Source organism: Microbacterium sp. ARD31, from assembly GCF_031844425.1.
This window is the reverse complement of record NZ_JAUZVE010000002.1, coordinates 283,269-305,267: the sequence shown is the minus strand read 5'-3', so window position 1 is coordinate 305,267 and position 21,999 is coordinate 283,269. Positions and strand designations below refer to the sequence as shown.

24 protein-coding genes and 1 pseudogene are annotated in these 21,999 nt (G+C 70.9%); 14 read left to right on the top strand and 11 right to left on the bottom strand.

What is annotated here, in order from left to right; translation table 11 throughout:
* Positions 1-4: 4 nt before the first annotated feature.
* Positions 5-1,936: a heavy metal translocating P-type ATPase gene (locus Q9S36_RS08135; RefSeq protein WP_311284680.1), complete on the bottom strand. Its 1,932-nt coding sequence runs from the start codon at positions 1,934-1,936 to the stop codon at positions 5-7.
* Positions 1,937-2,022: 86 nt separating this feature from the next.
* Between Q9S36_RS08135 and Q9S36_RS08130 the strand changes: the two genes are divergently transcribed.
* Positions 2,023-2,499, top strand: coding sequence for a YbaK/EbsC family protein (locus tag Q9S36_RS08130; RefSeq protein ID WP_251450590.1), 477 nt, complete (start codon positions 2,023-2,025; stop codon positions 2,497-2,499).
* Between the two features lie 37 nt (positions 2,500-2,536).
* Here Q9S36_RS08130 and Q9S36_RS08125 read toward each other — a convergent pair whose 3' ends face one another.
* On the bottom strand, positions 2,537-3,310 hold the full coding sequence (locus Q9S36_RS08125; RefSeq protein ID WP_311284679.1) for an IclR family transcriptional regulator: 774 nt from the start codon (positions 3,308-3,310) through the stop codon (positions 2,537-2,539).
* A 61-nt stretch (positions 3,311-3,371) separates the two neighbouring features.
* Between Q9S36_RS08125 and hutH the strand changes: the two genes are divergently transcribed.
* From hutH to hutI, 3 genes are read left to right on the top strand one after another with little or no spacing between them, the layout of a single operon-like run.
* The gene (gene hutH / locus Q9S36_RS08120) at positions 3,372-4,961 is read left to right on the top strand and encodes a histidine ammonia-lyase (RefSeq protein ID WP_311284678.1); all 1,590 of its coding nucleotides are present in this window, start codon (positions 3,372-3,374) and stop codon (positions 4,959-4,961) included.
* Complete coding sequence (gene hutU / locus Q9S36_RS08115; RefSeq protein ID WP_311284677.1) at positions 4,958-6,616, top strand: urocanate hydratase; 1,659 nt, start codon at positions 4,958-4,960, stop codon at positions 6,614-6,616. The genes hutH and hutU overlap by 4 nt, the downstream gene beginning before the upstream one ends.
* Positions 6,613-7,989 (top strand): imidazolonepropionase, encoded by a 1,377-nt coding sequence (gene hutI, locus Q9S36_RS08110; protein WP_311284676.1) that lies wholly within the window; start codon positions 6,613-6,615, stop codon positions 7,987-7,989. The genes hutU and hutI overlap by 4 nt, the downstream gene beginning before the upstream one ends.
* Positions 7,990-8,341: 352 nt before the next feature.
* On the opposite strand, the gene Q9S36_RS08105 is transcribed toward hutI, so the two are convergent.
* The 5 genes from Q9S36_RS08105 to Q9S36_RS08085 all read right to left on the bottom strand — a co-directional run bounded on the left by Q9S36_RS08105 (position 8,342) and on the right by Q9S36_RS08085 (position 12,608).
* Positions 8,342-8,812: a histidine phosphatase family protein gene (locus Q9S36_RS08105; protein ID WP_311284675.1), complete on the bottom strand. Its 471-nt coding sequence runs from the start codon at positions 8,810-8,812 to the stop codon at positions 8,342-8,344.
* A complete protein-coding gene (locus Q9S36_RS08100; RefSeq protein WP_311284674.1) occupies positions 8,809-9,705 on the bottom strand; it encodes an agmatinase family protein in 897 nt (298 codons plus the stop codon). The genes Q9S36_RS08105 and Q9S36_RS08100 overlap by 4 nt, the downstream gene beginning before the upstream one ends.
* A 45-nt stretch (positions 9,706-9,750) precedes the next feature.
* Positions 9,751-10,101 (bottom strand): gamma-glutamylcyclotransferase family protein, encoded by a 351-nt coding sequence (locus Q9S36_RS08095; RefSeq protein ID WP_311284673.1) that lies wholly within the window; start codon positions 10,099-10,101, stop codon positions 9,751-9,753.
* Between the two features lie 64 nt (positions 10,102-10,165).
* Positions 10,166-11,437, bottom strand: a complete 1,272-nt coding sequence (locus Q9S36_RS08090) for a DUF445 domain-containing protein (RefSeq protein ID WP_311284672.1) — start codon at positions 11,435-11,437, stop codon at positions 10,166-10,168.
* A 10-nt stretch (positions 11,438-11,447) separates the two neighbouring features.
* Entirely contained in the window at positions 11,448-12,608 is a 1,161-nt protein-coding gene (locus Q9S36_RS08085; RefSeq protein WP_311284671.1) for an acyl-CoA dehydrogenase family protein, read from the bottom strand.
* Between the two features lie 164 nt (positions 12,609-12,772).
* Between Q9S36_RS08085 and Q9S36_RS08080 the strand changes: the two genes are divergently transcribed.
* Positions 12,773-13,201 (top strand): hypothetical protein, encoded by a 429-nt coding sequence (locus Q9S36_RS08080; RefSeq protein WP_311284670.1) that lies wholly within the window; start codon positions 12,773-12,775, stop codon positions 13,199-13,201.
* A gap of 9 nt (positions 13,202-13,210) precedes the next feature.
* Here the strand turns inward: Q9S36_RS08080 and Q9S36_RS08075 are convergent, their stop codons facing one another.
* On the bottom strand, positions 13,211-13,948 hold the full coding sequence (locus Q9S36_RS08075; protein ID WP_311284669.1) for a helix-turn-helix transcriptional regulator: 738 nt from the start codon (positions 13,946-13,948) through the stop codon (positions 13,211-13,213).
* A gap of 118 nt (positions 13,949-14,066) precedes the next feature.
* Here Q9S36_RS08075 and Q9S36_RS08070 point away from each other — a divergent pair.
* Positions 14,067-14,135, top strand: a pseudogene (locus Q9S36_RS08070) (hypothetical protein); the annotation flags it as partial.
* Between the two features lie 76 nt (positions 14,136-14,211).
* The gene (locus Q9S36_RS08065; RefSeq protein WP_311285086.1) at positions 14,212-14,349 is read left to right on the top strand and encodes a hypothetical protein; all 138 of its coding nucleotides are present in this window, start codon (positions 14,212-14,214) and stop codon (positions 14,347-14,349) included.
* Between the two features lie 23 nt (positions 14,350-14,372).
* Here Q9S36_RS08065 and Q9S36_RS08060 read toward each other — a convergent pair whose 3' ends face one another.
* Positions 14,373-15,137: an alpha/beta hydrolase gene (locus Q9S36_RS08060; protein ID WP_311284668.1), complete on the bottom strand. Its 765-nt coding sequence runs from the start codon at positions 15,135-15,137 to the stop codon at positions 14,373-14,375.
* A gap of 54 nt (positions 15,138-15,191) precedes the next feature.
* Here Q9S36_RS08060 and Q9S36_RS08055 point away from each other — a divergent pair, with 54 nt between their 5' ends.
* Positions 15,192-15,620, top strand: coding sequence for a pilus assembly protein CpaE (locus Q9S36_RS08055; RefSeq protein WP_311284667.1), 429 nt, complete (start codon positions 15,192-15,194; stop codon positions 15,618-15,620).
* Between the two features lie 35 nt (positions 15,621-15,655).
* Here Q9S36_RS08055 and Q9S36_RS08050 read toward each other — a convergent pair whose 3' ends face one another.
* Entirely contained in the window at positions 15,656-16,861 is a 1,206-nt protein-coding gene (locus tag Q9S36_RS08050; protein WP_251450565.1) for an MFS transporter, read from the bottom strand.
* A gap of 357 nt (positions 16,862-17,218) precedes the next feature.
* Between Q9S36_RS08050 and nrdH the strand changes: the two genes are divergently transcribed.
* From nrdH to Q9S36_RS08025, 5 genes are read left to right on the top strand one after another with little or no spacing between them, the layout of a single operon-like run.
* Positions 17,219-17,452, top strand: coding sequence for a glutaredoxin-like protein NrdH (gene nrdH, locus Q9S36_RS08045; protein ID WP_251450563.1), 234 nt, complete (start codon positions 17,219-17,221; stop codon positions 17,450-17,452).
* 5 nt (positions 17,453-17,457) lie between these two features.
* Positions 17,458-17,922 (top strand): class Ib ribonucleoside-diphosphate reductase assembly flavoprotein NrdI, encoded by a 465-nt coding sequence (nrdI, locus tag Q9S36_RS08040; protein WP_251451511.1) that lies wholly within the window; start codon positions 17,458-17,460, stop codon positions 17,920-17,922.
* Complete coding sequence (gene nrdE, locus Q9S36_RS08035; RefSeq protein WP_311284666.1) at positions 17,904-20,057, top strand: class 1b ribonucleoside-diphosphate reductase subunit alpha; 2,154 nt, start codon at positions 17,904-17,906, stop codon at positions 20,055-20,057. Before nrdI ends, nrdE begins: the two co-directional genes overlap by 19 nt.
* A 33-nt stretch (positions 20,058-20,090) precedes the next feature.
* Positions 20,091-21,065 (top strand): class 1b ribonucleoside-diphosphate reductase subunit beta, encoded by a 975-nt coding sequence (gene nrdF, locus Q9S36_RS08030; RefSeq protein ID WP_311284665.1) that lies wholly within the window; start codon positions 20,091-20,093, stop codon positions 21,063-21,065.
* A complete protein-coding gene (locus Q9S36_RS08025) occupies positions 21,065-21,202 on the top strand; it encodes a hypothetical protein (RefSeq protein WP_251450555.1) in 138 nt (45 codons plus the stop codon). The genes nrdF and Q9S36_RS08025 overlap by 1 nt, the downstream gene beginning before the upstream one ends.
* Before the next feature lie 34 nt (positions 21,203-21,236).
* Here the strand turns inward: Q9S36_RS08025 and Q9S36_RS08020 are convergent, their stop codons facing one another.
* The gene (locus Q9S36_RS08020) at positions 21,237-21,536 is read right to left on the bottom strand and encodes a hypothetical protein (RefSeq protein WP_311284664.1); all 300 of its coding nucleotides are present in this window, start codon (positions 21,534-21,536) and stop codon (positions 21,237-21,239) included.
* Between the two features lie 68 nt (positions 21,537-21,604).
* Here Q9S36_RS08020 and Q9S36_RS08015 point away from each other — a divergent pair, with 68 nt between their 5' ends.
* A complete protein-coding gene (locus tag Q9S36_RS08015; protein WP_311284663.1) occupies positions 21,605-21,982 on the top strand; it encodes a MauE/DoxX family redox-associated membrane protein in 378 nt (125 codons plus the stop codon).
* The last annotated feature ends 17 nt before the right edge of the window (positions 21,983-21,999 follow it).

The following is a 21,999-nucleotide window of genomic DNA, read 5'->3' as shown; positions in this document are numbered from 1 at the left end:
TGCCTCAGCGCACCGAAGCCGGGGGAGTGGCTGCGGGGTGAGCCTCGGCGATCGGGTGGGCGACAGGCGAGGTGCCGATGCCCGCGCCGGGGCCGCGGAGCGCGCGGAGCGCGTAGAGGATCGTGGCGAGGTCGACGAGTTCCTGGGTGAGCGCGCCGGCGACAGCGGGGATGTAGCCGGCGGCGGCGACGAGCATGAGGCCGATGCTCAGGGCGATGCCGATCCAGATGGCCGTGTAGGCGACCTTCAGGGTGTGGCGTCCGATGGCGACGGCCTCGGCGATGGGCAGCAGGGAGTCCTGGAGCACCACCGCGTCGGCGGCGTCGCCGGCCGCCGTGGCGCCCTTCGCGCCCATCGCCACGCCGATGTCGGCGGCGGCGAGCACGGGTGCGTCGTTGACACCGTCGCCGACCATCAGCACCGGGCGCGGGTGCAGCTGTGCGGCGAGCTGGACCTTGTCGGCGGGGAGCAGCTCGGCGTGCACATCGGCGATGCCCACCGTGTCGGCGATCGAACGCGCGGTCGCCTCGACGTCGCCGGTGAGCATCGTGATGCGCTCCACGCCGGTGGCGCGCAGCCACGCGACGACCTGCCGCGCTTCGGGGCGCGGATCGTCGGCGAGGATGAGCGCGCCGGCGTACCGGCCGTCGACCGCGACGTACGCCGCGGCCTGACCCCGCTGAAGCGGTTCGGGCGTGGTGTCGGAGGCGAGCGAGGCGACGTACGCGGGCTTGCCGACGACGACGGTGCGGCCGTCGATGATCGCGGTGACGCCGTTGGTGGCGACCTCCCGGGCGTCGGTGGCGGGCCGCAGTCGAAGTCCGCGCTCCTCGGCCGCGCGCCGGATGCCGTCGGCGAGCACATGGCTGGAGTACTGCTCGGCCGAGGCGGCGAGGGTCAGCAACTCGTCGGCGTCGACGGGTGAGGGGCCCGTCACCCGTGCGACGCGAACCTCGACGAGGTCGGGTCGGCCCTGGGTGAGCGTGCCGGTCTTGTCGAAGGCGGCCGAGCGGACGCGCGCGAGCTGCTCGATGACCGCGCCGCCCTTGACGATGATGCCGGCCTTCGCCGCCCGCGACAGCCCGCCCAGGAACGCCACGGGGGCGGCGATCAGCAGCGGGCACGGTGTCGCGAGCACCAGCACCTCGGCGAAGCGCGCGGGGTCGCCGGAGATCCCCCACGCCGCTCCGGCGATGACGAGCGACACCGCGGTGAAGGGGATCGCGAAGCGGTCGGCGAGGCGCACCGTGGGCGCCTGCGACTCCTGCGCGTCGCGCACGAGCGCCACGATCTGCTGGTACTGGCTGTCGGCGCTGCGGCGGATCGCGCGGATCCGCACGGCACGCGAGCCGTTGATCGCCCCCGACAGCACCTCGTCTCCCTCGCCCCGCGACACCGGCATGCTCTCGCCCGTCAGCGACGACTCGTCGAAGGTTCCGGACGTGGACAGCAGGATGCCGTCGACCGGCACGATCTCGGCGGGACGGATCAGCAGCACGTCCTCGGGTTCGACATCGTCCACGTCGACGTCCCGGACGGCGTCGGTGCCGGCATCCGATCGGGTGAGCAGATGCGCGATGCGCGGGGAGCGATCCAGCAGCGCCGTGAGCTCGCGCTTGGCGCGGCGTGCGGCGGCGTCTTCGAGGGCGGCCCCGCCGCTGAGCATGAGCACGATGATGAGCGCGGCGATGTACTCGCCGACGGCGAGCGTGGCCGCCATCGCGACGACGGCGAGGATGTCGAGCCCGACGTGTCCGCGCAGGACGTCGCGGACCATCCCGATCAGGACCCACACGATCACCCCGGCGACGTACACCGTCGCGATCCACCGCGCCGCCGGCACGTCGCTGGCGGCGAGCACCAGCACGACGGTGCCGACCACCAGCGTCGCGGCGATCGCCGGATACCGCACGAGCCTTCGCAGCCACCTGGTCACACGTCGAGCCTGGCTCGGCCGGGAGCGCCGCGCCACCGTCTTTGGTCCTGCCGTGCGGGCCCGCGGGTTCGCCCTATCCTGGGGGCGTGACCTCGCACCTCCACCCGCGCAGCCGCGCGGTGCACGACGCCCTCCGCGCCAACGGCATCGGCGGTGAGATCGTCGTCCTCCCGGATGCCGCGTCCACGGCCGCGCTCGCCGCAGCCGCTCTGGGCGTGGACGTCGGCGCGATCGCGAACAGCCTCGTCTTCTGGTCGGACGGCGAGCCGCTGCTGGTGATGACCTCGGGCGCCCACCGCGTCGACACGACCGCCCTCGCCGAGCGGCTCGGTCGCGGGAGCATCGCGCGCGCCACGCCGGAACAGGTGCGGGAGGCGACCGGCCAGGCCATCGGCGGCGTCGCACCGACCGGCCACCCCGCGCCGGTCACGACGGTCGTGGACGAGGATCTCGCCGGCTACGACGAGATCTGGGCGGCCGGCGGCACGCCGCACACCGTCTTCCCGCTCACGTTCGACGAGCTGGTGCGCCTCACCGGCGGCCCCGTGGTGAAGGTGGACTGAGCGGCGACCGACGAGAGCGCGGTCACGACGAGCGAGGTCACCGCCGGCCGATGCGGCGGCCGAGCGACGCTGCGGCTTCGGCCACGGCAGGGACCAGGTGGTCCGCCGACACCGCCGCGTCGTCGGGCCACGTCACGGCGACGGCGGCGGCCGGCCAGCCCGCGTGGTCGGTGACGGCGACGCCGACCGACCGGAGCCCGAGGCTCACCTCGCCGTCCTCGACCGCGTACCCCCGGGCGCGGACCTCGCGCAGCACGTCGCGCAGCTCGCCCGGCCTGCCCGGACCCCGCCCGGTGCGGTCGGCGAAAGCCCCGGCATCCGGATACAGCGCCCGCACCTGCGCGCGCGGCATCGCGGCGAGCATCGCCCGCCCGGTGGCGGTCAGGTGCGCGGGCAGGCGCACGCCGACGTCACTGACGAGCGCCGGCCGGCGCGGCGCGCGCTCTTCGACGATGTAGAGGACGTCCCGGCCCGTCATGACGGCCAGATGCGTGCTCTCTCCGACGCGGTCGGCGAGCGCCGCCACCAGCGGTCGGCCGAGTCGTGCCAGAGGCTCCTGCCGGGCGTACCCGCCGGCGAGCTCGAACGCCGCGGGCCCGAGCCCGAACCGCCGCTCGGCAGGCAAATGCACGACGAAGCCGTGCTCGACGAGGGCGCCGAGCAGGTGGTAGACGCTCGAACGAGGGATGCCGAGCGTGGCCGCGATCGTGCCCGCCGCGACCGGGCCGCGCTGACCCGCGAGGAACGACAGGATCCGCAGCGTCTGGTCGGCGGCGGGCACCTGCGGGCGGGGCGAAGAGGTGTCTGACATACCAGACACAGGATGGCACGGAGACCTGTTCCGCGCGAGGGAACGGGTGTGGAATCGACGCATGTCCCGCGTCGCGAGCCCCACCCTGCCGCGCACCGGAGGTGCCGTCGTGGTCGGCGCCGCGCCGCTGACCATGCGGGACGTCGTCGCGATCGCCCGGCACGACGCCCGGGTCGAGCTCGACCCCGCCGCGCGGCGGCGCGTGGCCGAGACGCGCGCACTGGTCGAGGCACTCGCCGACGACCCTCAGCCGCACTACGGCATCTCGACCGGCTTCGGCGCCCTCGCGACCACCTTCATCGCCCCCGAGCGCCGCGCGCAGCTGCAGGCGAGCCTCATCCGTTCGCACGCCGCGGGCACCGGGTCACCTGTCGAGCGCGAGGTCGTCCGCGCACTGCAGCTGCTGCGACTGCAGACCCTCATGACCGGTCGCACCGGCATCCGGCCCGTCGTCGCCGAGACCTACGCGGCGATGCTCAACGCCGGCATCACCCCGGTGGTGCGCGAGTACGGCTCGCTCGGCTGCTCGGGCGACCTCGCCCCGCTGTCGCACGTCGCGTTGGCGGCGATGGGCGAGGGCCGGGTCGTCGTCGACCTCTCGGAGGAGGATGCCGCGGACGCGCTCTCGGCCGCCGGCATCGAGCCGCTCGTGCTGAGCGAGAAGGAGGGCCTCGCCCTCATCAACGGCACCGACGGCATGCTCGGGATGCTGCTGCTCGCGCTCCACGATCTCGCGCGGCTGTTCGACACGGCAGACGTCGCCGCGGCCATGTCGATCGAGGCGCAGCTGGGCACCGACGCCGTGTTCGCGGCAGACCTCATGACGCTTCGCCCCCAGACCGGACAGGCCGTGTCGGCGGCGCACCTGCGGCGGCTCCTCGCGGATTCGCCGATCGTCGCCAGCCACAAGGGCCCGGAGTGCACGCGCGTGCAGGACGCGTACTCCCTGCGCTGCGCGCCGCAGGTCCACGGCGCCGCGCGCGACACGTGGGCCCACGCGCACACGGTCGCCGAACGCGAACTGGCCTCGGCCGTCGACAACCCCGTGATCACACTCGACGGACGCGTGGAGTCCAACGGCAACTTCCACGGCGCGCCCGTGGCGTATGTGCTCGACTTCCTCGCGATCGCCGTCGCCGACGTCGCCTCCATCTCGGAGCGACGCACCGACCGGGCCCTCGACCCTGCGCGCAGCAACGGACTTCCGCCGTTTTTGGCGCACGAGGTCGGCGTGGACTCGGGACTCATGATCGCCCAGTACGCCGCCGCCGGGATCGTGTCGGAGCTGAAGCGACTGGCCGTTCCGGCATCCGTCGATTCGATCCCGTCGAGCGCGATGCAGGAGGACCACGTGTCGATGGGGTGGGCTGCGGCGCGCAAGCTGCGGCGCGCCGTCGACGGGCTCGCACGGGTCGTGGCGATCGAGGTGCTGACGGCGGCGCGCGCGCTCGACCTGCGCGCTCCGCTGCCGGCGGGCCCTGCCACCGGGGCGGTGCGCGACCTCGTCCGCACCGTGGCCGAGGGCCCCGGGCCCGACCGCGTCGTCTCGGCCGACATCGAGGCGGTCACCGCGCTGGTGCTGTCAGGAGCCGTGGCCGAGGCCGCGGGCATCGCCGGCGATGACGCTGGGAACGAAGGAGGACACCGATGACCACCGCACCCGTCTCTCGCGTCATCCGCGCCCCGCGCGGCGCGGAGCGCACGGCCAAGAGCTGGGGTGCCGAGGCCGCCAAGCGCATGCTCATGAACAACCTCGATCCCGAGGTCGCCGAGCACCCGGAAGACCTCGTCGTGTACGGCGGCACGGGCAAGGCGGCACGGTCGTGGGAGGCCTACGACGCGATCGTGCGCACCCTCGACGAGCTCGAGCCCGACGAGACCCTGCTCGTGCAGTCGGGCAAGCCCGTCGGGGTGTTCCGGACGCACGAGTGGGCGCCGCGCGTCCTGATCGCCAACTCGAACCTCGTGGGGGACTGGGCGACGTGGCCCGAGTTCCGTCGCCTCGAGCAGCTCGGGCTCACGATGTACGGCCAGATGACAGCCGGCTCGTGGATCTACATCGGCACACAGGGCATCCTGCAGGGCACGTACGAGACCTTCGCCGCCGTGGCGCGCTCGCTCGGCCGCGATGACCTCGCGGGAACGCTGACCCTCACCGGCGGCTGCGGGGGGATGGGCGGCGCACAGCCCCTCGCCGTCACCCTCAACGGAGGCGCGGTGCTGATCGTCGACGTCGACGAGTCGCGTCTGCGCCGGCGCGTCGAGCACGGCTACCTCGACGAGTACACGACCGACCTCGACGAGGCCGTCGTGCGGGTGCTCGAGGCCAAGGCGGCCGCGACGCCGCGGTCGGTAGGGGTCGTCGGGAATGCGGCCGTGGTGTTTCCGGAGCTGCTCGCACGCGGCATCCCGATCGACATCGTCACCGACCAGACGAGCGCGCACGACCCGCTCGCCTATCTGCCGGCCGAGGTCGCCGTCGAACAGTGGCGGACCGAAGCCGAGCGCGACCCCGAGGGGTTCACCGCCCGTGCCCGTACGTCGATGGCGGCGCACGTCGAGGCGATGGTGGGGTTCCAGGATGCCGGTGCGGCCGTCTTCGACTACGGGAACTCGCTGCGGGCCGAAGCCCTGCTGGGCGGGTGCGAGCGAGCGTTCGAGTTTCCGGGCTTCGTGCCGGCGTACATCCGGCCGCAGTTCGAGGAGGGGCGCGGCCCGTTCCGGTGGGTGGCGCTGTCGGGCGATCCGGAGGACATCCGCAAGACCGACCGCGCTGTGCGCGAGCTCTTCCCCGACAACGCCGGGCTCGTCCGGTGGCTCGACAAGGCGGGGGACACCGTGCACTTCGAAGGGCTTCCGGCGCGGATCTGCTGGCTCGGCTACCAGGAGCGCCACCTCGCGGGGCTGAGGTTCAACGAGATGGTGGCGTCGGGCGAACTGTCCGGGCCCATCGTGATCGGCCGCGACCACCTCGACGCCGGCTCGGTGGCCTCGCCCTACCGCGAGACGGAGGCGATGGCCGACGGTTCGGACGCCATCGCCGACTGGCCGCTGCTGAACGCGCTGCTGAACACCGCGTCCGGGGCGTCGTGGGTGTCGATCCACCACGGCGGCGGCGTCGGGATCGGCCGCTCCATCCACGCGGGCCAGGTGACCGTCGCCGACGGTACGCCGCTTGCGGCCGAGAAGCTCGCGCGCGTGCTCACCAACGACCCCGGCACCGGAGTCATGCGCCACGTCGACGCCGGATACGAGCGGGCGCGCGAGGTCGCCCGCGAACGCGGACTGAAGGTGCCGATGCTGTGAGCGCCGCGCCCCTGCTCATCACCGACATCGGCGAGCTGACGACGAACGTCGCCGCACCGGGCGACCCCTGCGGCACCCTGCACGACGCCGCCGTCCTGGTGATCGACGGCCGCATCTCGTGGGTCGGCCCGTCCTCGCAGGCCCCCGCCGCCGGTGCGGCCGCCCGTGACGGCGCTGCGCGCGGCGGCAGTGCGGGTGACCGCGGTGCGGGTGGCCGCGAGAGTACATCCGGTCGCCGAGAGGGTGGGCGCGCCCCGGCCTCTCGTCCGCCAGGTGTACTCTCGCGGACCGCGGACGGGAGCGGGGCCGGGGCCGGGGCCGGGGACGTGGGCCCGGGCGCGGGGACGCGGATGCCGGGGGTGCGGGTCGTGAGCGCGGGCGGCGCGGCGGTGATACCCGGGTTCGTCGACAGCCACACGCACCTCGTGTTCGGCGGCGACCGCGCGGACGAGTTCGAAGCCCGCATGGCCGGCACGCCCTATGCCGCCGGCGGAATACGCCGCACCGTGGCAGCGACCCGCGCGGCGTCGACAGGCGAACTCCGCACGAGGCTGGCCGGTTTCGTCGGCGAGCTGCGCGCCCAGGGAACGACGACGTTCGAGATCAAGACCGGCTACGGGCTGACCGTCGCCGACGAGGCACGGGCGGCCGCGCTCGCGGCGGAGGTCACCGAGGAGGTCACTTTCCTCGGCGCTCACGTCGTCCCCGAGGAGTACGCCGGCGACCCCGATCGCTACGTCGACCTCGTGTGCGGCGAGATGCTCGAGGCGTGCGCGCCGCACGCACGTTGGATCGACGTGTTCTGCGAGCGCGGCGCGTTCACGTCCGAGCAGTCGCGCCGGGTACTCGCGGCCGGGATCGCCGCCGGCTTGCTCCCACGCGTGCACGGGAACCAGTTGGGACCCGGCGACGGCGTGCGTCTTGCCGTGGCCATGGGGGCGGCATCCGTGGATCACTGCACCCACCTCGGCGACGAGGACGTCGCCGCGCTCGCCGCGTCCGACACCGTTGCGACGCTGCTGCCGGGCGTGGAGTTCAGCACGCGGCAGCCGTATCCGAGCGCGCGGCGCCTGCTCGACGCGGGTGTGACGGTGGCGCTGGCGAGCGACTGCAACCCCGGATCGAGCTTCACCAGTTCGATGCCCCTCATGATCGCGCTCGCCGTCCGCGAGATGGGCATGACCACCGCCGAGGCGGTGTGGGCGGCGACGGCCGGAGGCGCCCGCGCCCTGCGTCGCGACGACATCGGCGTGATCGCCCCGGGGAAGCGTGCCGACCTCGTGCAGCTGAAAGCCCCGAGTCGCACCCACCTGGCCTACCGGCCCGGCGTGCCGCTCATCGAGCGCGTCTACCTCGCCGGCGCCGAGGTCTGACCGCCGGGCGTGCCCGCGCCGGGCTTTGGGTTGGGCGCCCGGGCGGCGCATAACTCCTGCAGGGTGTGGGGTCGCGGCCTGCCTGAGGCCCGTGATTCCGCGGATGCCGGTGCCCCGACCCGGGCGAGGTGCAGGAGTTATGCGCCCGCGACGGCGAGCCGTCGGCGGTCGTCGGGTGGCGGCGCGCGAGACTCCCGCGCTGCGGGTGGGGCGCGCGGGCGGCGCATAACTCCTGCAGGGTGTGGGGTCGCAGCCTGCACGAAGCCCGTGATTCCGCGGATGCCGGTGCCCCGACCCCCGCAAGGTGCAGGAGTTATGCGCCCGCCGACCCCGCAACCGTGGTCAGCCCGCCTCAGCGGGGCGTGTCGAAGGTCCACTCCACGGGATCGACGGCGTCGATGAGCGACCAGTCGTCCTCATCCCAGTGGAAGGTGGCGACGGCGCACGTCGGCATGTGCTCGATGCGGTCGCCCGACAGCCGCCCGGCCAGCACGCTCATCCCCGGGTCGTGGGCGACGAGCAGCACCGACGGCACCGCAGCGTCGGCGGCGTGGGCGAGCAGCGTCGGGGCGCTCGCGCCGTACAGCCTCTGATCGATGTCGACGTCGACGCCGAGGCGCTCGCCGAACACCGCCGCGGTGGTCCGTGCACGCACGGCCGAGCTCGAAAGGATCACCTCGGGCCGGAATCCCGCCTGCGCGAGCCGTTCGGCCATCACCGGTGCGTCCCGCCGGCCGCGGTCGTTCAGCGGCCGGTCGTGGTCGTCGAGGGCGGGGTCGCCCCAGTCGGACTTGGCGTGCCGCACGAGAGCCAGTCGGATCATCGGTTCAGGGCCTTTCCGGCGAGGAGTTCGAGGATGCAGAGGGCGGCGAGCCGCACGGTCCGCCCGTCGGGGGAATCGGCGGTGGCATCGACTTCGACGACATCCGCCGAAGTCACGCGCGGATCTGCGGCGAGCGCCCGCACGAGGCCCCGCAGCTCGTGTGCGGCGAGGCCTCCCGGGACCGATGCCGGGCACCCCGGAGCCACGGAGCGGTCGCACGCGTCCACGTCGATGTCGAGATGTACAGGGCCTCCGCCGTCGCCTGCCACGGCCAGCGCCTCGGCGACGACGCCGGCGGCATCCCGGCGGCGGAGCTCGTCGAGGGTCACGACGGTGATCCCGTACTCGTGCGCACGCTCGGCATACGCCGCGGAGTTGGCGAAGTCGGCGATGCCGAGCTGGACGATCCGCGCGGGATCGATGACGCCGTCGTCGACGAGACGCCGCACGGGGGAGCCGTTGGAGACGCCGTCCCGCAGATCGAAATGCGCGTCGATCGTGATGAGACCGTACGACTCCGCCCCGCGGGCGACGGAGGACGTGATCGAGTTGTCGCCGCCGACCGCGATCACGAGTTCCGCGCGGGCGATCAGCTCGGCGACGCGCTCCGACACGCGGCGCTCCCCATCGGGGCCGTCCGGCTCGGCGATGTCGCCGGCGTCCGCCACCTGCAGCACCTCGGTGAGGTCCAGCGTCCGTGGACCCATGAGTGTCGGACTGTACCGCCGCAGCGCTTGGCGCACCGCGGCGGGAGTCTCGTGCGCGCCCGTCGGCGACAGCGACGTCCGCCATGCCGGCACGCCGACGAGGACCGCGTCCACCGCCCCGGCGATGCCGTCGAGCGGCGGCCAGTCACCGGCGCGCGGCCACAGCGGATCGTGCGAGAGGGTCACGCCCTGACGTTATCGCGCACTCCCGGATCCCGCACCGTGCCAGGCTCACCCGTCGAGATACACCCACGCGGCGCGGCCGCTGGCCAGCACGACCCGGGCGCGCCGGTAGAGCGAGGCCTGGTACTCGTCGCACGCGTCGAGCTCGTCCTCGTCGAGATGCAGGACGCTGCCCACCACCTTGTCGAGGCTGCTGCCGGTCTCTCGGACGACCGGCACGACGCGGGGGGTGGCGTCGTCGATCTCACGGTGGTCCTCGACCTCGGCGTAGTCGACGGTGTACCCGGGCAGCACGTCGCCCTCGGTCCGCACCACGCGTCCGAACGTCCCGCGCTGCACCTCGGGATCGCGCAGCGATCCGTAGCTGAACAGCAGCGCCGTCGCAGAGTCCCCACCCACGCGCTCAGGGTACGCCGCCGACGCGGCTGCCCGTAAGGGCGAAGTCGCACCGTGACGGCGTGTGTCAGCCGAGCAGCGCGTGGGCGACGGCGTAGATGGTGACGCCGGCGAGCGCGCCGACGATCGTGCCGTTGAGCCGGATGTACTGCAGGTCACGGCCCACCATCAGCTCGATCTTCTCGGTCGTCTCCTCGGGATCCCACCGTTCGACGGTGTCGACGATGATCGAGGCGATGTCGTGCCGGTAGCGCTCGACCAGGAAGACGGCGGCATCCACCACCCATCCCTCGACGCGGCGCTGCAGCGCGGCATCCGTCATGAGTCGCTCGCCCACCTCGGTGACGGCGACCACCGCGCGGCGGCGCAGGGCGCTGTCGTCGTCCTCGAGGGCGGCGAGCAGCCCGGCCTTGGCGGTGTGCCAGGCCGCCGAGGCGAGTTCGCGCACGCGCGGGCTGTCGAACACGGCGACCTTCGCGTCTTCGAAGCGCCCGATCGTGACCGGGTCGTGCTGCAGGTTCTCGGCGAGGCGGTCGAGGTACCCGTCGATCGCGCCGCGGGCCGGATGCCGGGGGTCGGCCCGCACCGCCGCCACGAAGCGCACCGCCTCGGTGTAGACGGTGTCGTCGACGAGACGGGCGGCGATCGAGGGCACCCACGCGGGCAGGCGGCGCGACACGAGCCCGGCGAACGACGCGCGGTTCGCGGTCAACCAGGCGCTCAGCGAGTCGAAGCCGAGGTCGACCGCGCCATGATGGGCATCGGACTCGAGGATGCGCGAGAGCCAGGCCCCGAGCGGCGGTCCCCACTCGGGGTCGATCAGGTGCTCGCGGGCGAGCCCCTCGATGATGTCGCGCACGTCGTCGTCGCTGAGCGCGCGCAGCACGCCAACCGCGACCGCGGAGCCCTCGCCGACCACCCGCTCCGCGTTCGCGGGGGTGACCAGCCACGCGCCCAGCCGCTCGGCGATGGGCGTCGCCTCGAGCTTGGCGCGCACGACGTCGCCCCGCAGGAACTCGGTCTCGACGAACTCGCCGAGGTTGCGGCCGATCTCGTCCTTGCGTCGCGGAATGATCGCCGTGTGCGGGACGGGTATGCCCAGCGGATGCCGGAACAGCGCGGTCACGGCGAACCAGTCCGCGAGCGCGCCCACCATGCCGCCCTCGGCCGCCGCGCGCACGTAGGCGGCCCACGGCAGCGTCTGCTGCAGCGAGAACGACACGACGAACACCGCGGCCATGAACAGCAGTGCGCCGAGCGCGACGCCCTTCATCACGCGCAGTCCGCGCCGACGCTCCTGATCGGCGGGGCTGAGCAGTGCGGTCGGAGTGCGCGTCATCGCGGGCGCCCTACGCCTCTCGCGGGCCGAGCCACGCCGCGGCGACGGTCGCGTGCGCCGACTCGGGGTCGGAGGGGTGGAACTGCCCGGCCAGGACGTCGCGGTACAGGCGGCCGATCTCGCTCGACGAGAAGTAGGACGATCCGCCCGCGACCAGGACGGCGTCGTCGACGACCGCCTTCGCCGCGGTCACCGCGCGGTGCTTGAGTCCGCTCAGCAGCGAGAACCACCGGGGGCCGTGGTCGACCTGCGCGTCGACATCGCGGGCGAGAGCGGCGATCTGAGGCGGCAGGGCGTCGTAGGCGAGGGCCATCTCGGCGACCCGCCAGCGGATGTCGGGGTCTTGGCTGTAGGTCAGGCCGGTCTTCTTCGACGTGCGCCGGCCCGCCGTCTCGACGGCGACCTCGAGCGCGCGGCGCGCGATGCCGGTGTAGACGGCGGCGAGCAGGATCTCGAAGACGGCGAAGATGCCGAAGACCAGCGGATCGGGGGTGGGCCCGGGTTCGATGCGCCGCACGACCCGGTCGGCGGGTGCGACCGCGCCGTGCAGTTCGGTCGTGCGCGACTGCGTTCCGCGCATGCCGAGGGTGTCCCAGTCGTCGCGGGTGACGATCCGGTCGCTGCGCGGCACGAAGGCGTAGACCATGCGCGGCGCATCGGGCGAGGTGGTGTCGAGGCCGTGCAGCCCGAGCTGCGTCCATTCGGGGGCGAGGGAGGTGAAGATCTTCGTGCCGGTGAATGCGTACGAGCCGTCTTCGCGGGGAGCGGCGTCGGTGTCGCTGCCGAAGAGGACGAGGTCGTTCCCGGCCTCGCTGATGCCGAAGGCGAACAGCTCGCCGGCGACGGCCCCTTCGTGCACGAATCGCAGCGCGTCGTCTCCCCGGTCGGCCAGCACCTTCGCGACGCCGGTCCACACGAGGTGCATGTTGATCGCGAGCGCCGTCGCCGGTGCGGCTCCTGCCAGACGCTGCTGCACCTCGGCCGCCTCGGCCAGGCTCAGCCCCGCGCCGCCGAGGGCGGTGGGGGCGAGGAGGCCGAGGTAACCGGCATCCCGGAGCTCGGTCAGATCATCGTGCGGGAAGGTGTTGTCGCGGTCGTGAACGGCAGCGCGCTCGCGGATCCGCTCGAGCAGCTCGTCGGGCACATGGTCGGCCGGGTCGAAATCGCGCATCCTCCCATTGTGGTCGTCGTGGGCGGACCGCGTCCCGTTCCCGGCCCAACCGACGGCCCGTCGACGGATACGCACCTCTGCGTATTCCGCGCGGCAGTGGTGTTCCCGCAGTCTTGGCTCATGTCAGCGCCGCCGTGGGAGCGGCCTACCGAAAGGAACCCGTCATGACCTCATCCCGTCGCGTTCTCGGACTGGGCGGCTCCTTCATCGCCGCCACCGCCGCGCTCACGCTCGTGGCCTCGTCCGCATCGGCGCACCACTGCTACAAGGACGAGTGGGCGGAGGCCGCCTACGCCCACCACGCCGCCGGGGGCACCGCCTGGGTGCCGCTCAGCGAACTCGGCAAGTCCTTCCTCATCCCGCCGGAGCTGCAGGAGGAATGCGGCTATGTCGCTGACGACGCCGCGGCGGCGTTCATGGCGGAGCGCGTCCTCACCCAGGAGCCGCTCATCCACAGCCGCGCAGTGACCGGCGGCGGTGCGCTCTACAACGCGGGCAAGGCCCCGAAGCCGTTCAGCTATCTCACCGAGGACGACTTCATGATGCTCACGATCGATCTGATGGAGCGGCTCGAGGTCTGCGCGCCGGCCTGATCGACATCGTCAGTCGAGCAGTCCCCGTCGCTGCGCGGCGAGGACCGCCGACAGTCGGTCGCAGGCGCCGAGCTTGCGGTACAGGTGCTCCTGGTGTTTGTGGACGGTCCGGGCCGAGATCCCGAGCCGTCGCGCCATGGCTTCGGCGGTGCAGCCCTCTGCGGCGAGGGTCAGCACGACGCGCTCACGGGGGGTGAGACGCGGCGCGCCGGGGTCGGGCACTGGGGAGCGAGCGCGGGCGAGGATCCGGAGATGGGCATCGAGCCCGGCCAGAAGGCGCTGGCTGTCCCGGACCTCGTCCGCCTCGCGTTCGCCGAAGCGCTCTTCGGCCACCAGCACCCACCCGTCGTAGGCCCGACCACGGCTCAGCGGGACCGACAGCTGCTGGTCGCTGATGCGCAGATCGTGCATGACCTCCTTGCTGGCGGGGTCGAGCTCCCAGCCGGCAGCCAGCACGTCGGGCATGAGCACTGCGGTGTCATCTCCGGTGGCCACCCGGTACCGGGCCATCGGGTGGCCCCGCACCTGCGCGGCGGTGGGCCACGACGTGGGCCCCGGCTGGAACATGCATCCCGAGACGGAGATGTCGATGCGGTCGGGGTCGGTCGCGCTCAGCCTGATGCGCGACACCAGTCCGGCGTTCGTGCGTGCGATCAGCGCGGTGGTGAGTATGTCCGTGGCATCCGCGTGGCTCTGCTGTGCGAGCACGTCGGCAGCGACTGCCAGCCATGCCGTCGCCCGGTCCATCCCGGCCCCCCTTGCGCCTGGTACCGGAGGTTAGCCGAGCGGCGCCGTCGCGCACCACCCCCGGGCGTGAGCGCCCCTCGTCGTGGGCGATGGACGGTGGACTCCCGGCGCCCTCGCCATGTGCCGACGCGACCTCAGCGCCGTCCTCCCCGGCGTGGCGATCTCGATCTCCCTCGTGCCGCCCCTGGGCGTCGTCGGCGTCTGCGTGGGTCAAGGGGAGTGGGCTGGGGGCGGGCGGAGCGCTGCTGCTGTTCCTGTCGAACGTGGTCTCGCTCGTCGTGGCGGGCAGCATCGTCTTCACCCTCGCCGGTTACGCGCGCGAGCCGGGGTCGCGTCCGGGGGCGATCGCGGTCGTCGTCAACGCCGAGGTCGCGATCTCGTACCCCGTCGTCAATCGATGAGGTGCGCCGCGTCGTGATCGACGTCAGCGCACGAGCGGGGTGAGCGCGGCATCCAGCGCGGCGAGCGTTGCCTCGGGCTTGTCGCGGTGGGGGGAATGACCCGCCCGCGCGACGACGGACATCGTGACGGCCGAGTTCTGCAGAACCTCTTCGGCGAGGGCGCCGGTGAAGATGGAGTACACGCGCGGGTCGGATCCGATGATGTGCGTCGGCACGGTGAGCCGGGATGCCGCCTCGCGCACATCCCATTCGGGGTTCTGGATGCTGGTCTGTTCGACCGCCCAGCGACTGGCCTGCTGGGCCGAGAGCGCTTTGAGCTCCACGTCCACCTCGTGCCAATCCGGATGCTCGGCGCGCACGGCACGGCGGGTCGGATCCTCGAAGGCGGCCGTCTGGCTGCGTCGCACGATGCCCCGGTCTCGCGGGAGAAGGTGGAGGGCGGGGTCGATGAGCACCAGGCGTCGGGTCCACGCCGGGTCGGCGGCGGCAGTCACGGTGGCGGCGGCGGCACCGAGGGAGTGGGCGACGACGAGGTCCCACGGTCCGGCGGGGTCGCGGAGCGCGGCGAGGTCGGCCGCGTACGCGTCGATCCGGTAATCCAGCGTCCGCGGCGCGGTGCCGTGGCCGCGCAGGTCGACGGCGTCCGCGCGCCAGCCCGCGTCGGCCAGGTGCACGCCGTAGCGCCACATGAGGGCGCCGTTGGATCCGAGGCCGTGCACGAGCAGCGCGCGGCGGGCGGCGTCGGGGGAGCCCCACGACTGACGGGGGAGTGAGACCGGAGCAGGCATGCTGACAGCCTAGAAGCGGCCCCGGGCCCCGGCATCCGCGTCATGATGGTCTGCATGATCTCGACGGAACTGGCCCTGGCCCTGCGGGAGGCGGGGCTCATTTGGCACCCGCGATCGGGCGACCGGTTCCAACTGGACGAACCCGAGTTCGACGCGGACGTCTTCACCGTCAGCGAGATGACCGTCGAGCCTCGGGAATACCCCACGGGCCGGATCCTCGCCTTCAACGGGACGACGGAGTGGGCGCTGGACTCGGTGGCGCTCGAGGACGCCCTGTGGCTGCCGCACGAGCACCAGCTGCGGGAGCTGCTGCGCGGCGCGTTCCGCGGGCTGCGGCGACTGGCCGACACGCACGAGGTCGAGATCGTGCTGCGCCGGCGCGAGGGCGAGGACGAAGGGCAGGAGACCTTCGTGTTCGAGCATCCCGAGCCCGCCGACGCCTACGCGATGGCCGTGCTGGAGATGCTGCGACGCATCGCCTGAGTCGCCATGGGCCTGAGTCGCGCCATGCCTGAGTGCTACGTGATCGTGGCGACGGGCTCGGTGTCGGGGAGGGGGCTCGCATCGCGACCGCGGAGGTCGGGGAAGCCGCGCACGAACACGACCGAGACGGCGAGACCGGCGGCGGCGAAGATCGCCGCGGCGACGTACGCCCCGGAAGGGCCCACGCCATCGATGAGGAAGCCGGCGACGGCGGAACCGGCGGCGGCCCCGATGAGCTGCCCGGTCCCGATCCAGCCGTAGGCCTCGGCGGTCTCGCTGAACTTCACGCTCACGGAGGTCATCGCGAACAGCACCGCCAGGGCGGGGGCGATGCCGATGCCGGCCACGACGAGGGTGGCGCCCAGCCACCACACGTTCAGCGACACGATCGTGAGCGACAGGCCCACCGTCACGATCGCGAGGCGGCGTGCCATCGCCCACGGCCCGATCGGGATGTGCCCGAACGAGAGTCCGCCGGCGAGGCTGCCGATGGCGAACACCGCCAGCACGATCCCGGCCTCGAGGCCGTCGTGGCCGAAGGTGGCGACGACACCCGCCTCGACGGCGGCGCACGCGCCGATGAGGAGGAAGCCGATGACGGTGGCGAGGATGACCGGCGGCTTCATGAGCACGCGTCCGAGACGGCGGCGGCTGCGGGGGATGCGCACGCGTCCGACTTCGGGGGAGAGGATGAACCACGTGCCGCCGCCCACGAGGATGACGACGACGACGAGCAGGGCCTCGACGGTGCCGATCTGCGTGGCGACGAAGGTGATGAGCACCGGGGCGGCGATCCAGATGATCTCCTGCAGCGACGCATCGAGCGAGAACAGCGGCGTGAGCTGACGGGAGTTCACCATCTTCGGATAGATGGTGCGCACCGCCGACTGCACCGGCGGGGTCGACAGTCCGGCGACCAGACCCAGGGCCACGGCGGCGGGAAGGACGAGGTCGGCCAGCGCGAGGGTGGCGATGGCGATGGCGCACACCACGAGCGTCACCGAGAGCACCTTGCGCATGCCCCACACGCCCATCCAGCGGCTGGTCACCGGGCCCGCGACAGCCTGTCCCACCGAGGTGGCGGCGAGGACGAGCCCGGCCGCGCCGTACGAGCCTGTGCTCTGCTCGATGTGCAGGAGCACGGCGAGGCTCGTCATGCCGTTGGGGAAGCGCGCCGTCAGCTGCGCGGCCATGATGCGCCCGACACCCGGAGTGCGCAAGAGATCCCGATAGCCCGCCACGGATCAACGCTACCGGGGAGCGACCCCCTCGCCGACACGCGCGCGACACGCCCAAGCCGCTCTCCACAGGCGAATCCGATGTCGGTGGACGGTCGTAGCGTGCGACCTGTGGATGGATCTCATCCGCAGCGGTGAAACGCCGGTGATCCAGGGATTTTCCGAGGGCTCCTGAGCGTTTCATCCTGTGGATGGATCCGTGGAGAACCTGTGGTGTACCTGAGGACAACGGTGGAAAACTACACGGATGTAACTACTATCCCTTGTGGTGCTATCCAATGTCGGCACCCATATGTAGTATTGGACTCCCGGTGGGGCCTACCGGAGATTCACCGGATATGAGGGGAAGAACGGATCGATATGGCGATTACGGTCTACACGAAGCCAGCCTGCGTTCAGTGCAACGCGACGTACCGCGCGCTCGACTCGAAGGGCATCGAGTACAACGTGCTCGACCTGTCGGAGGACCCTGCCGCGCTCGAGCAGGTGAAGGCACTCGGCTACCTGCAGGCGCCGGTCGTCATCACCGACGAAGACCACTGGTCGGGCTTCCGCCCCGACAAGATCGACGAGCTCGCCTCTCGTCTGGCGTGACCTCGATGGCAACCGCGGTCGCCCAGCGCAGCGCGGTTGCCGACGAGGCGGCCGCGACGCCGCTGGTGGTGTACTTCTCGAGCGTCTCGGGGAACACCGCACGCTTCGTCGAGAAGCTGGGGGTGCGCGCCCTGCGCATCCCGCTTCATTCGTCGGAGCCGGATCTCGCGGTCGATGAGCCCTACATCCTGATCACCCCCACCTACGGGGGCGGGCAGGGACGCGGCGTCGAGAAGGGCGCGGTGCCCAAGCAGGTCATCCGGTTCCTCAACGACGAGCACAACCGGAGCCTGATCCGCGGAGTCGTCTCTGCGGGGAACACGAATTTCGGCGAGCACTTCTGTCTCGCCGGCGACATCATCAGCCGCAAGTGCCGCGTGCCGCACTTGTACCGGCTCGAACTTTTCGGCACGCCCGAGGATGTAGCTCGCGTACGCGAGGGAATGGATCGATGGTGGAAGCTGCAGTGAAGACGGACGTCACGAACGACGCGCGGTTCGAGGGCATGGATTACCACGCGCTGAACGCGATGCTCAACCTGTACGACGCGGACGGGAAGATCCAGTTCGACGCCGACAAGCGCGCCGCGCGGGAGTACTTCCTGCAGCACGTCAACCAGAACACGGTCTTCTTCCACTCCCTCAAGGAGCGGCTGGACTATCTGGTCGAGAAGGAGTACTACGAGCCGGCCGTCATCGAGAAGTACTCGTTCGAGTTCATCCAGCAGCTCAACGACCGCGCCTACGGCAAGAAGTTCCGGTTCGAGACGTTCCTCGGCGCCTTCAAGTACTACACCAGCTACACGCTGAAGACCTTCGACGGCAAGCGCTACCTCGAGCGCTTCGAGGACCGCGTCGTCATGACCGCCCTCGGCCTCGCGGACGGCGACGAGAAGCTCGCCGAGCAGCTGGTCGACGAGATCATCTCGGGTCGCTTCCAGCCGGCCACCCCCACCTTCCTCAACACCGGCAAGGCCCAGCGCGGCGAGCTGGTGTCGTGCTTCCTGCTGCGCATCGAGGACAACATGGAGTCGATCGCTCGCGGCATCAACTCGGCGCTCCAGCTGTCCAAGCGCGGCGGCGGCGTCGCCCTGCTGCTGTCCAACATCCGCGAATCCGGTGCCCCGATCAAGCAGATCGAGAACCAGTCCAGCGGCATCATCCCCGTCATGAAGCTCCTCGAAGACAGCTTCAGCTACGCCAACCAGCTCGGTGCGCGTCAGGGTGCCGGTGCGGTGTACCTCAACGCCCACCACCCCGACATCATGCGGTTCCTCGACACCAAGCGCGAGAACGCCGACGAGAAGATCCGCATCAAGACCCTGTCGCTCGGTGTCGTCATCCCCGACATCACGTTCGAGCTGGCCAAGAACGGCGAAGACATGTACCTCTTCTCGCCGTACGACGTCGAGCGCGTCTACGGCGTGCCCTTCGGTGACATCTCGGTGACCGAGAAGTACCGCGAGATGGTCGACGACCCGCGCATCAAGAAGACGAAGATCAACGCGCGCGAGTTCTTCCAGACCCTCGCCGAGATCCAGTTCGAGTCCGGCTACCCGTACATCATGTTCGAGGACACGGTGAACAAGGCCAACCCGATCAAGGGCCGGATCAACATGTCCAACCTGTGCTCCGAGATCCTGCAGGTGAACACGCCGACGACGTACAACGAGGACCTCTCGTACGACCAGATCGGCAAGGACATCTCCTGCAACCTCGGGTCGATGAACATCGCCCTGGCGATGGACGGCGGCGATCTCGCCGCCACCGTCGAGACCGCGATCCGCGCGCTCACCGCCGTCAGCGACCAGAGCCACATCAGCTCGGTCCGCTCGATCGAGGACGGCAACGACCGCTCGCACGCCATCGGCCTCGGGCAGATGAACCTGCACGGCTTCCTCGCCCGCGAGCACATCCACTACGGCTCGGAAGAGGGCCTGGACTTCACGAACATCTACTTCTACACCGTGGTGTTCCACGCGCTGCGCGCATCCAACCGGATCGCGATCGAGCGCGGCCAGGCGTTCGAGGGATTCGCGGACTCGACCTACGCGTCGGGGGAGTTCTTCGACAAGTACACCGAGCAGGCGTGGCTGCCCCAGACCGACAAGGTCGCCGAGCTGTTCGCCGGCATCCACATCCCGACGCAGGACGACTGGCGCGAGCTGAAGGCCAGCATCCAGGCCCACGGCATCTACAACCAGAACCTGCAGGCGGTGCCGCCGACCGGTTCGATCTCGTACATCAACAACTCCACGAGCTCGATCCACCCGATCGCGTCGAAGATCGAGATCCGCAAGGAAGGCAAGCTCGGCCGCGTCTACTACCCGGCTCCGTTCATGACGAACGAGAACCTGGAGTACTACCAGGACGCGTACGAGATCGGCTACGAGAAGGTCATCGACACCTACGCCGCCGCCACGCAGCACGTGGACCAGGGCCTGTCGCTGACGCTGTTCTTCAAGGACACCGTCACCACCCGCGACATCAACAAGGCCCAGATCTACGCGTGGAAGAAGGGCATCAAGACGATCTACTACATCCGCCTGCGGCAGATGGCCCTCGAGGGCACCGACATGTCCGAGTGCGTCTCGTGCATGCTTTGAGCTTCTGACCTGGGATTCTAGAAGGAACTGACAATGGCTGAGAAGCTGCAACTGCTGGACCACGTCCAGGCGATCAACTGGAACCGCATCCAGGACGACAAGGACCTCGAGGTGTGGAACCGCCTCGTGAACAACTTCTGGCTGCCCGAGAAGGTGCCGCTGTCCAACGACATCCAGTCGTGGAACACGCTGACCCCCGAGGAGCAGACGCTCACGATGCGCGTGTTCACGGGCCTGACGCTGCTCGACACGATCCAGGGCACCGTCGGCGCGGTCTCGCTCATCCCCGACGCGATCACCCCGCACGAAGAGGCGGTGTACACCAACATCGCGTTCATGGAGTCGGTGCACGCCAAGAGCTACTCGTCGATCTTCTCGACGCTGTGCTCGACGAAGGAGATCGACGAGGCGTTCCGCTGGTCGGTCGAGAACGAGAACCTCCAGCGCAAGGCGCAGATCGTCATGGAGTACTACCGCGGCGACGAGCCCCTCAAGCGCAAGGTCGCCTCGACCCTGCTGGAGTCGTTCCTGTTCTACTCCGGCTTCTACCTGCCGATGCACTGGTCGAGCCGCGCCAAGCTCACCAACACCGCCGACCTCATCCGCCTCATCATCCGCGACGAGGCCGTGCACGGCTACTACATCGGCTACAAGTTCCAGAAGGGACTCGAGAAGGTCGACGAGGCCACGCGGCAGGATCTGAAGGACTACACCTTCTCTCTGCTGTACGAGCTGTACGACAATGAGGTGCAGTACACGCAGGACCTCTACGACGGCGTCGGGCTGACCGAGGACGTCAAGAAGTTCCTGCACTACAACGCCAACAAGGCGCTGATGAACCTGGGTTACGAGGCGATGTTCCCGTCGAGCGTCACCGACGTGAACCCGGCGATCCTCTCGGCCCTGTCGCCCAACGCGGACGAGAACCACGACTTCTTCTCGGGGTCGGGCTCGTCCTACGTCATCGGCAAGGCCGAAGCCACCGAAGACGACGACTGGGACTTCTGATGACCGACATCACCGGCTCGGAGCGCAAGGGCGGGAAGCAGACCAACCCGTTCAAGGCCAACAGCGACGACCCCGTCACGACCGACGAGACGTCCACGGCAGACGCGGGCGACGCGCCCACCTCGGGCTCCGACTGACGAGCTCGACCGACAACGGGGATGCGCCGGCGGCTCAGTCCGCCAGCGCATCCCAGTTCACGTCGAGCACGCGCGGGTCGCTCACCGACACCCGCGCGGGCAGCACCGCGCCCACGCGCGGCCAGTGGCGTCGCGTTGTGACGACGGCCGTCGTCACCCGTGTCGGCTCGATGCCGGGCCCCTCGGCCAGCACCTCGAGCTGACACTCCTGATAGCGGCCGCGGGGTCCGGGCTCAGACGCCGCCAGGATGCGGATGCTGGCGGCGACGGCATCCGCCAACGGGTCGGCCGTGAGCCGTTCGAGCTGCCGGGCGACGTCGTCGAGGTCTTCCATCCCCGCAGGATAGCCCGCCGGGACGCAGCCCCGACCCGGGGTCCCGCGCGCTGTGGTTGGCTGGAACGATGAGGAACGTCGCGCGGTGGGCTCTGGGTCTCAGCATGATCTTCGCCGGCATCAGCCACCTGTTCTGGGCCCGGCGGGAATTCCAGGCCCAGGTGCCGGACTGGACCACGCGTGTGACCCCGCTCGACAAGGATGCCGTCGTGGTCGCCTCGGGCGTCGTCGAGGCCATGCTCGGCGGTGCGCTCATCGCCCTGCCCGGGTCGCGGCGACGGGTCGGCGCGATCCTCAGCGCCTTCTTCATCGCCATCTTCCCGGGCAACATCGAGCAGTGGGCGAAGCGTCGGGACGGCTTCGGGCTCGACTCCGACGGCAAGCGCCTCGGACGGCTCTTCTTCCAGCCCGTGCTCGTCGCGTGGGCGTGGTGGTCGACGCGCTGACCCTCCCCGTCGCGGAG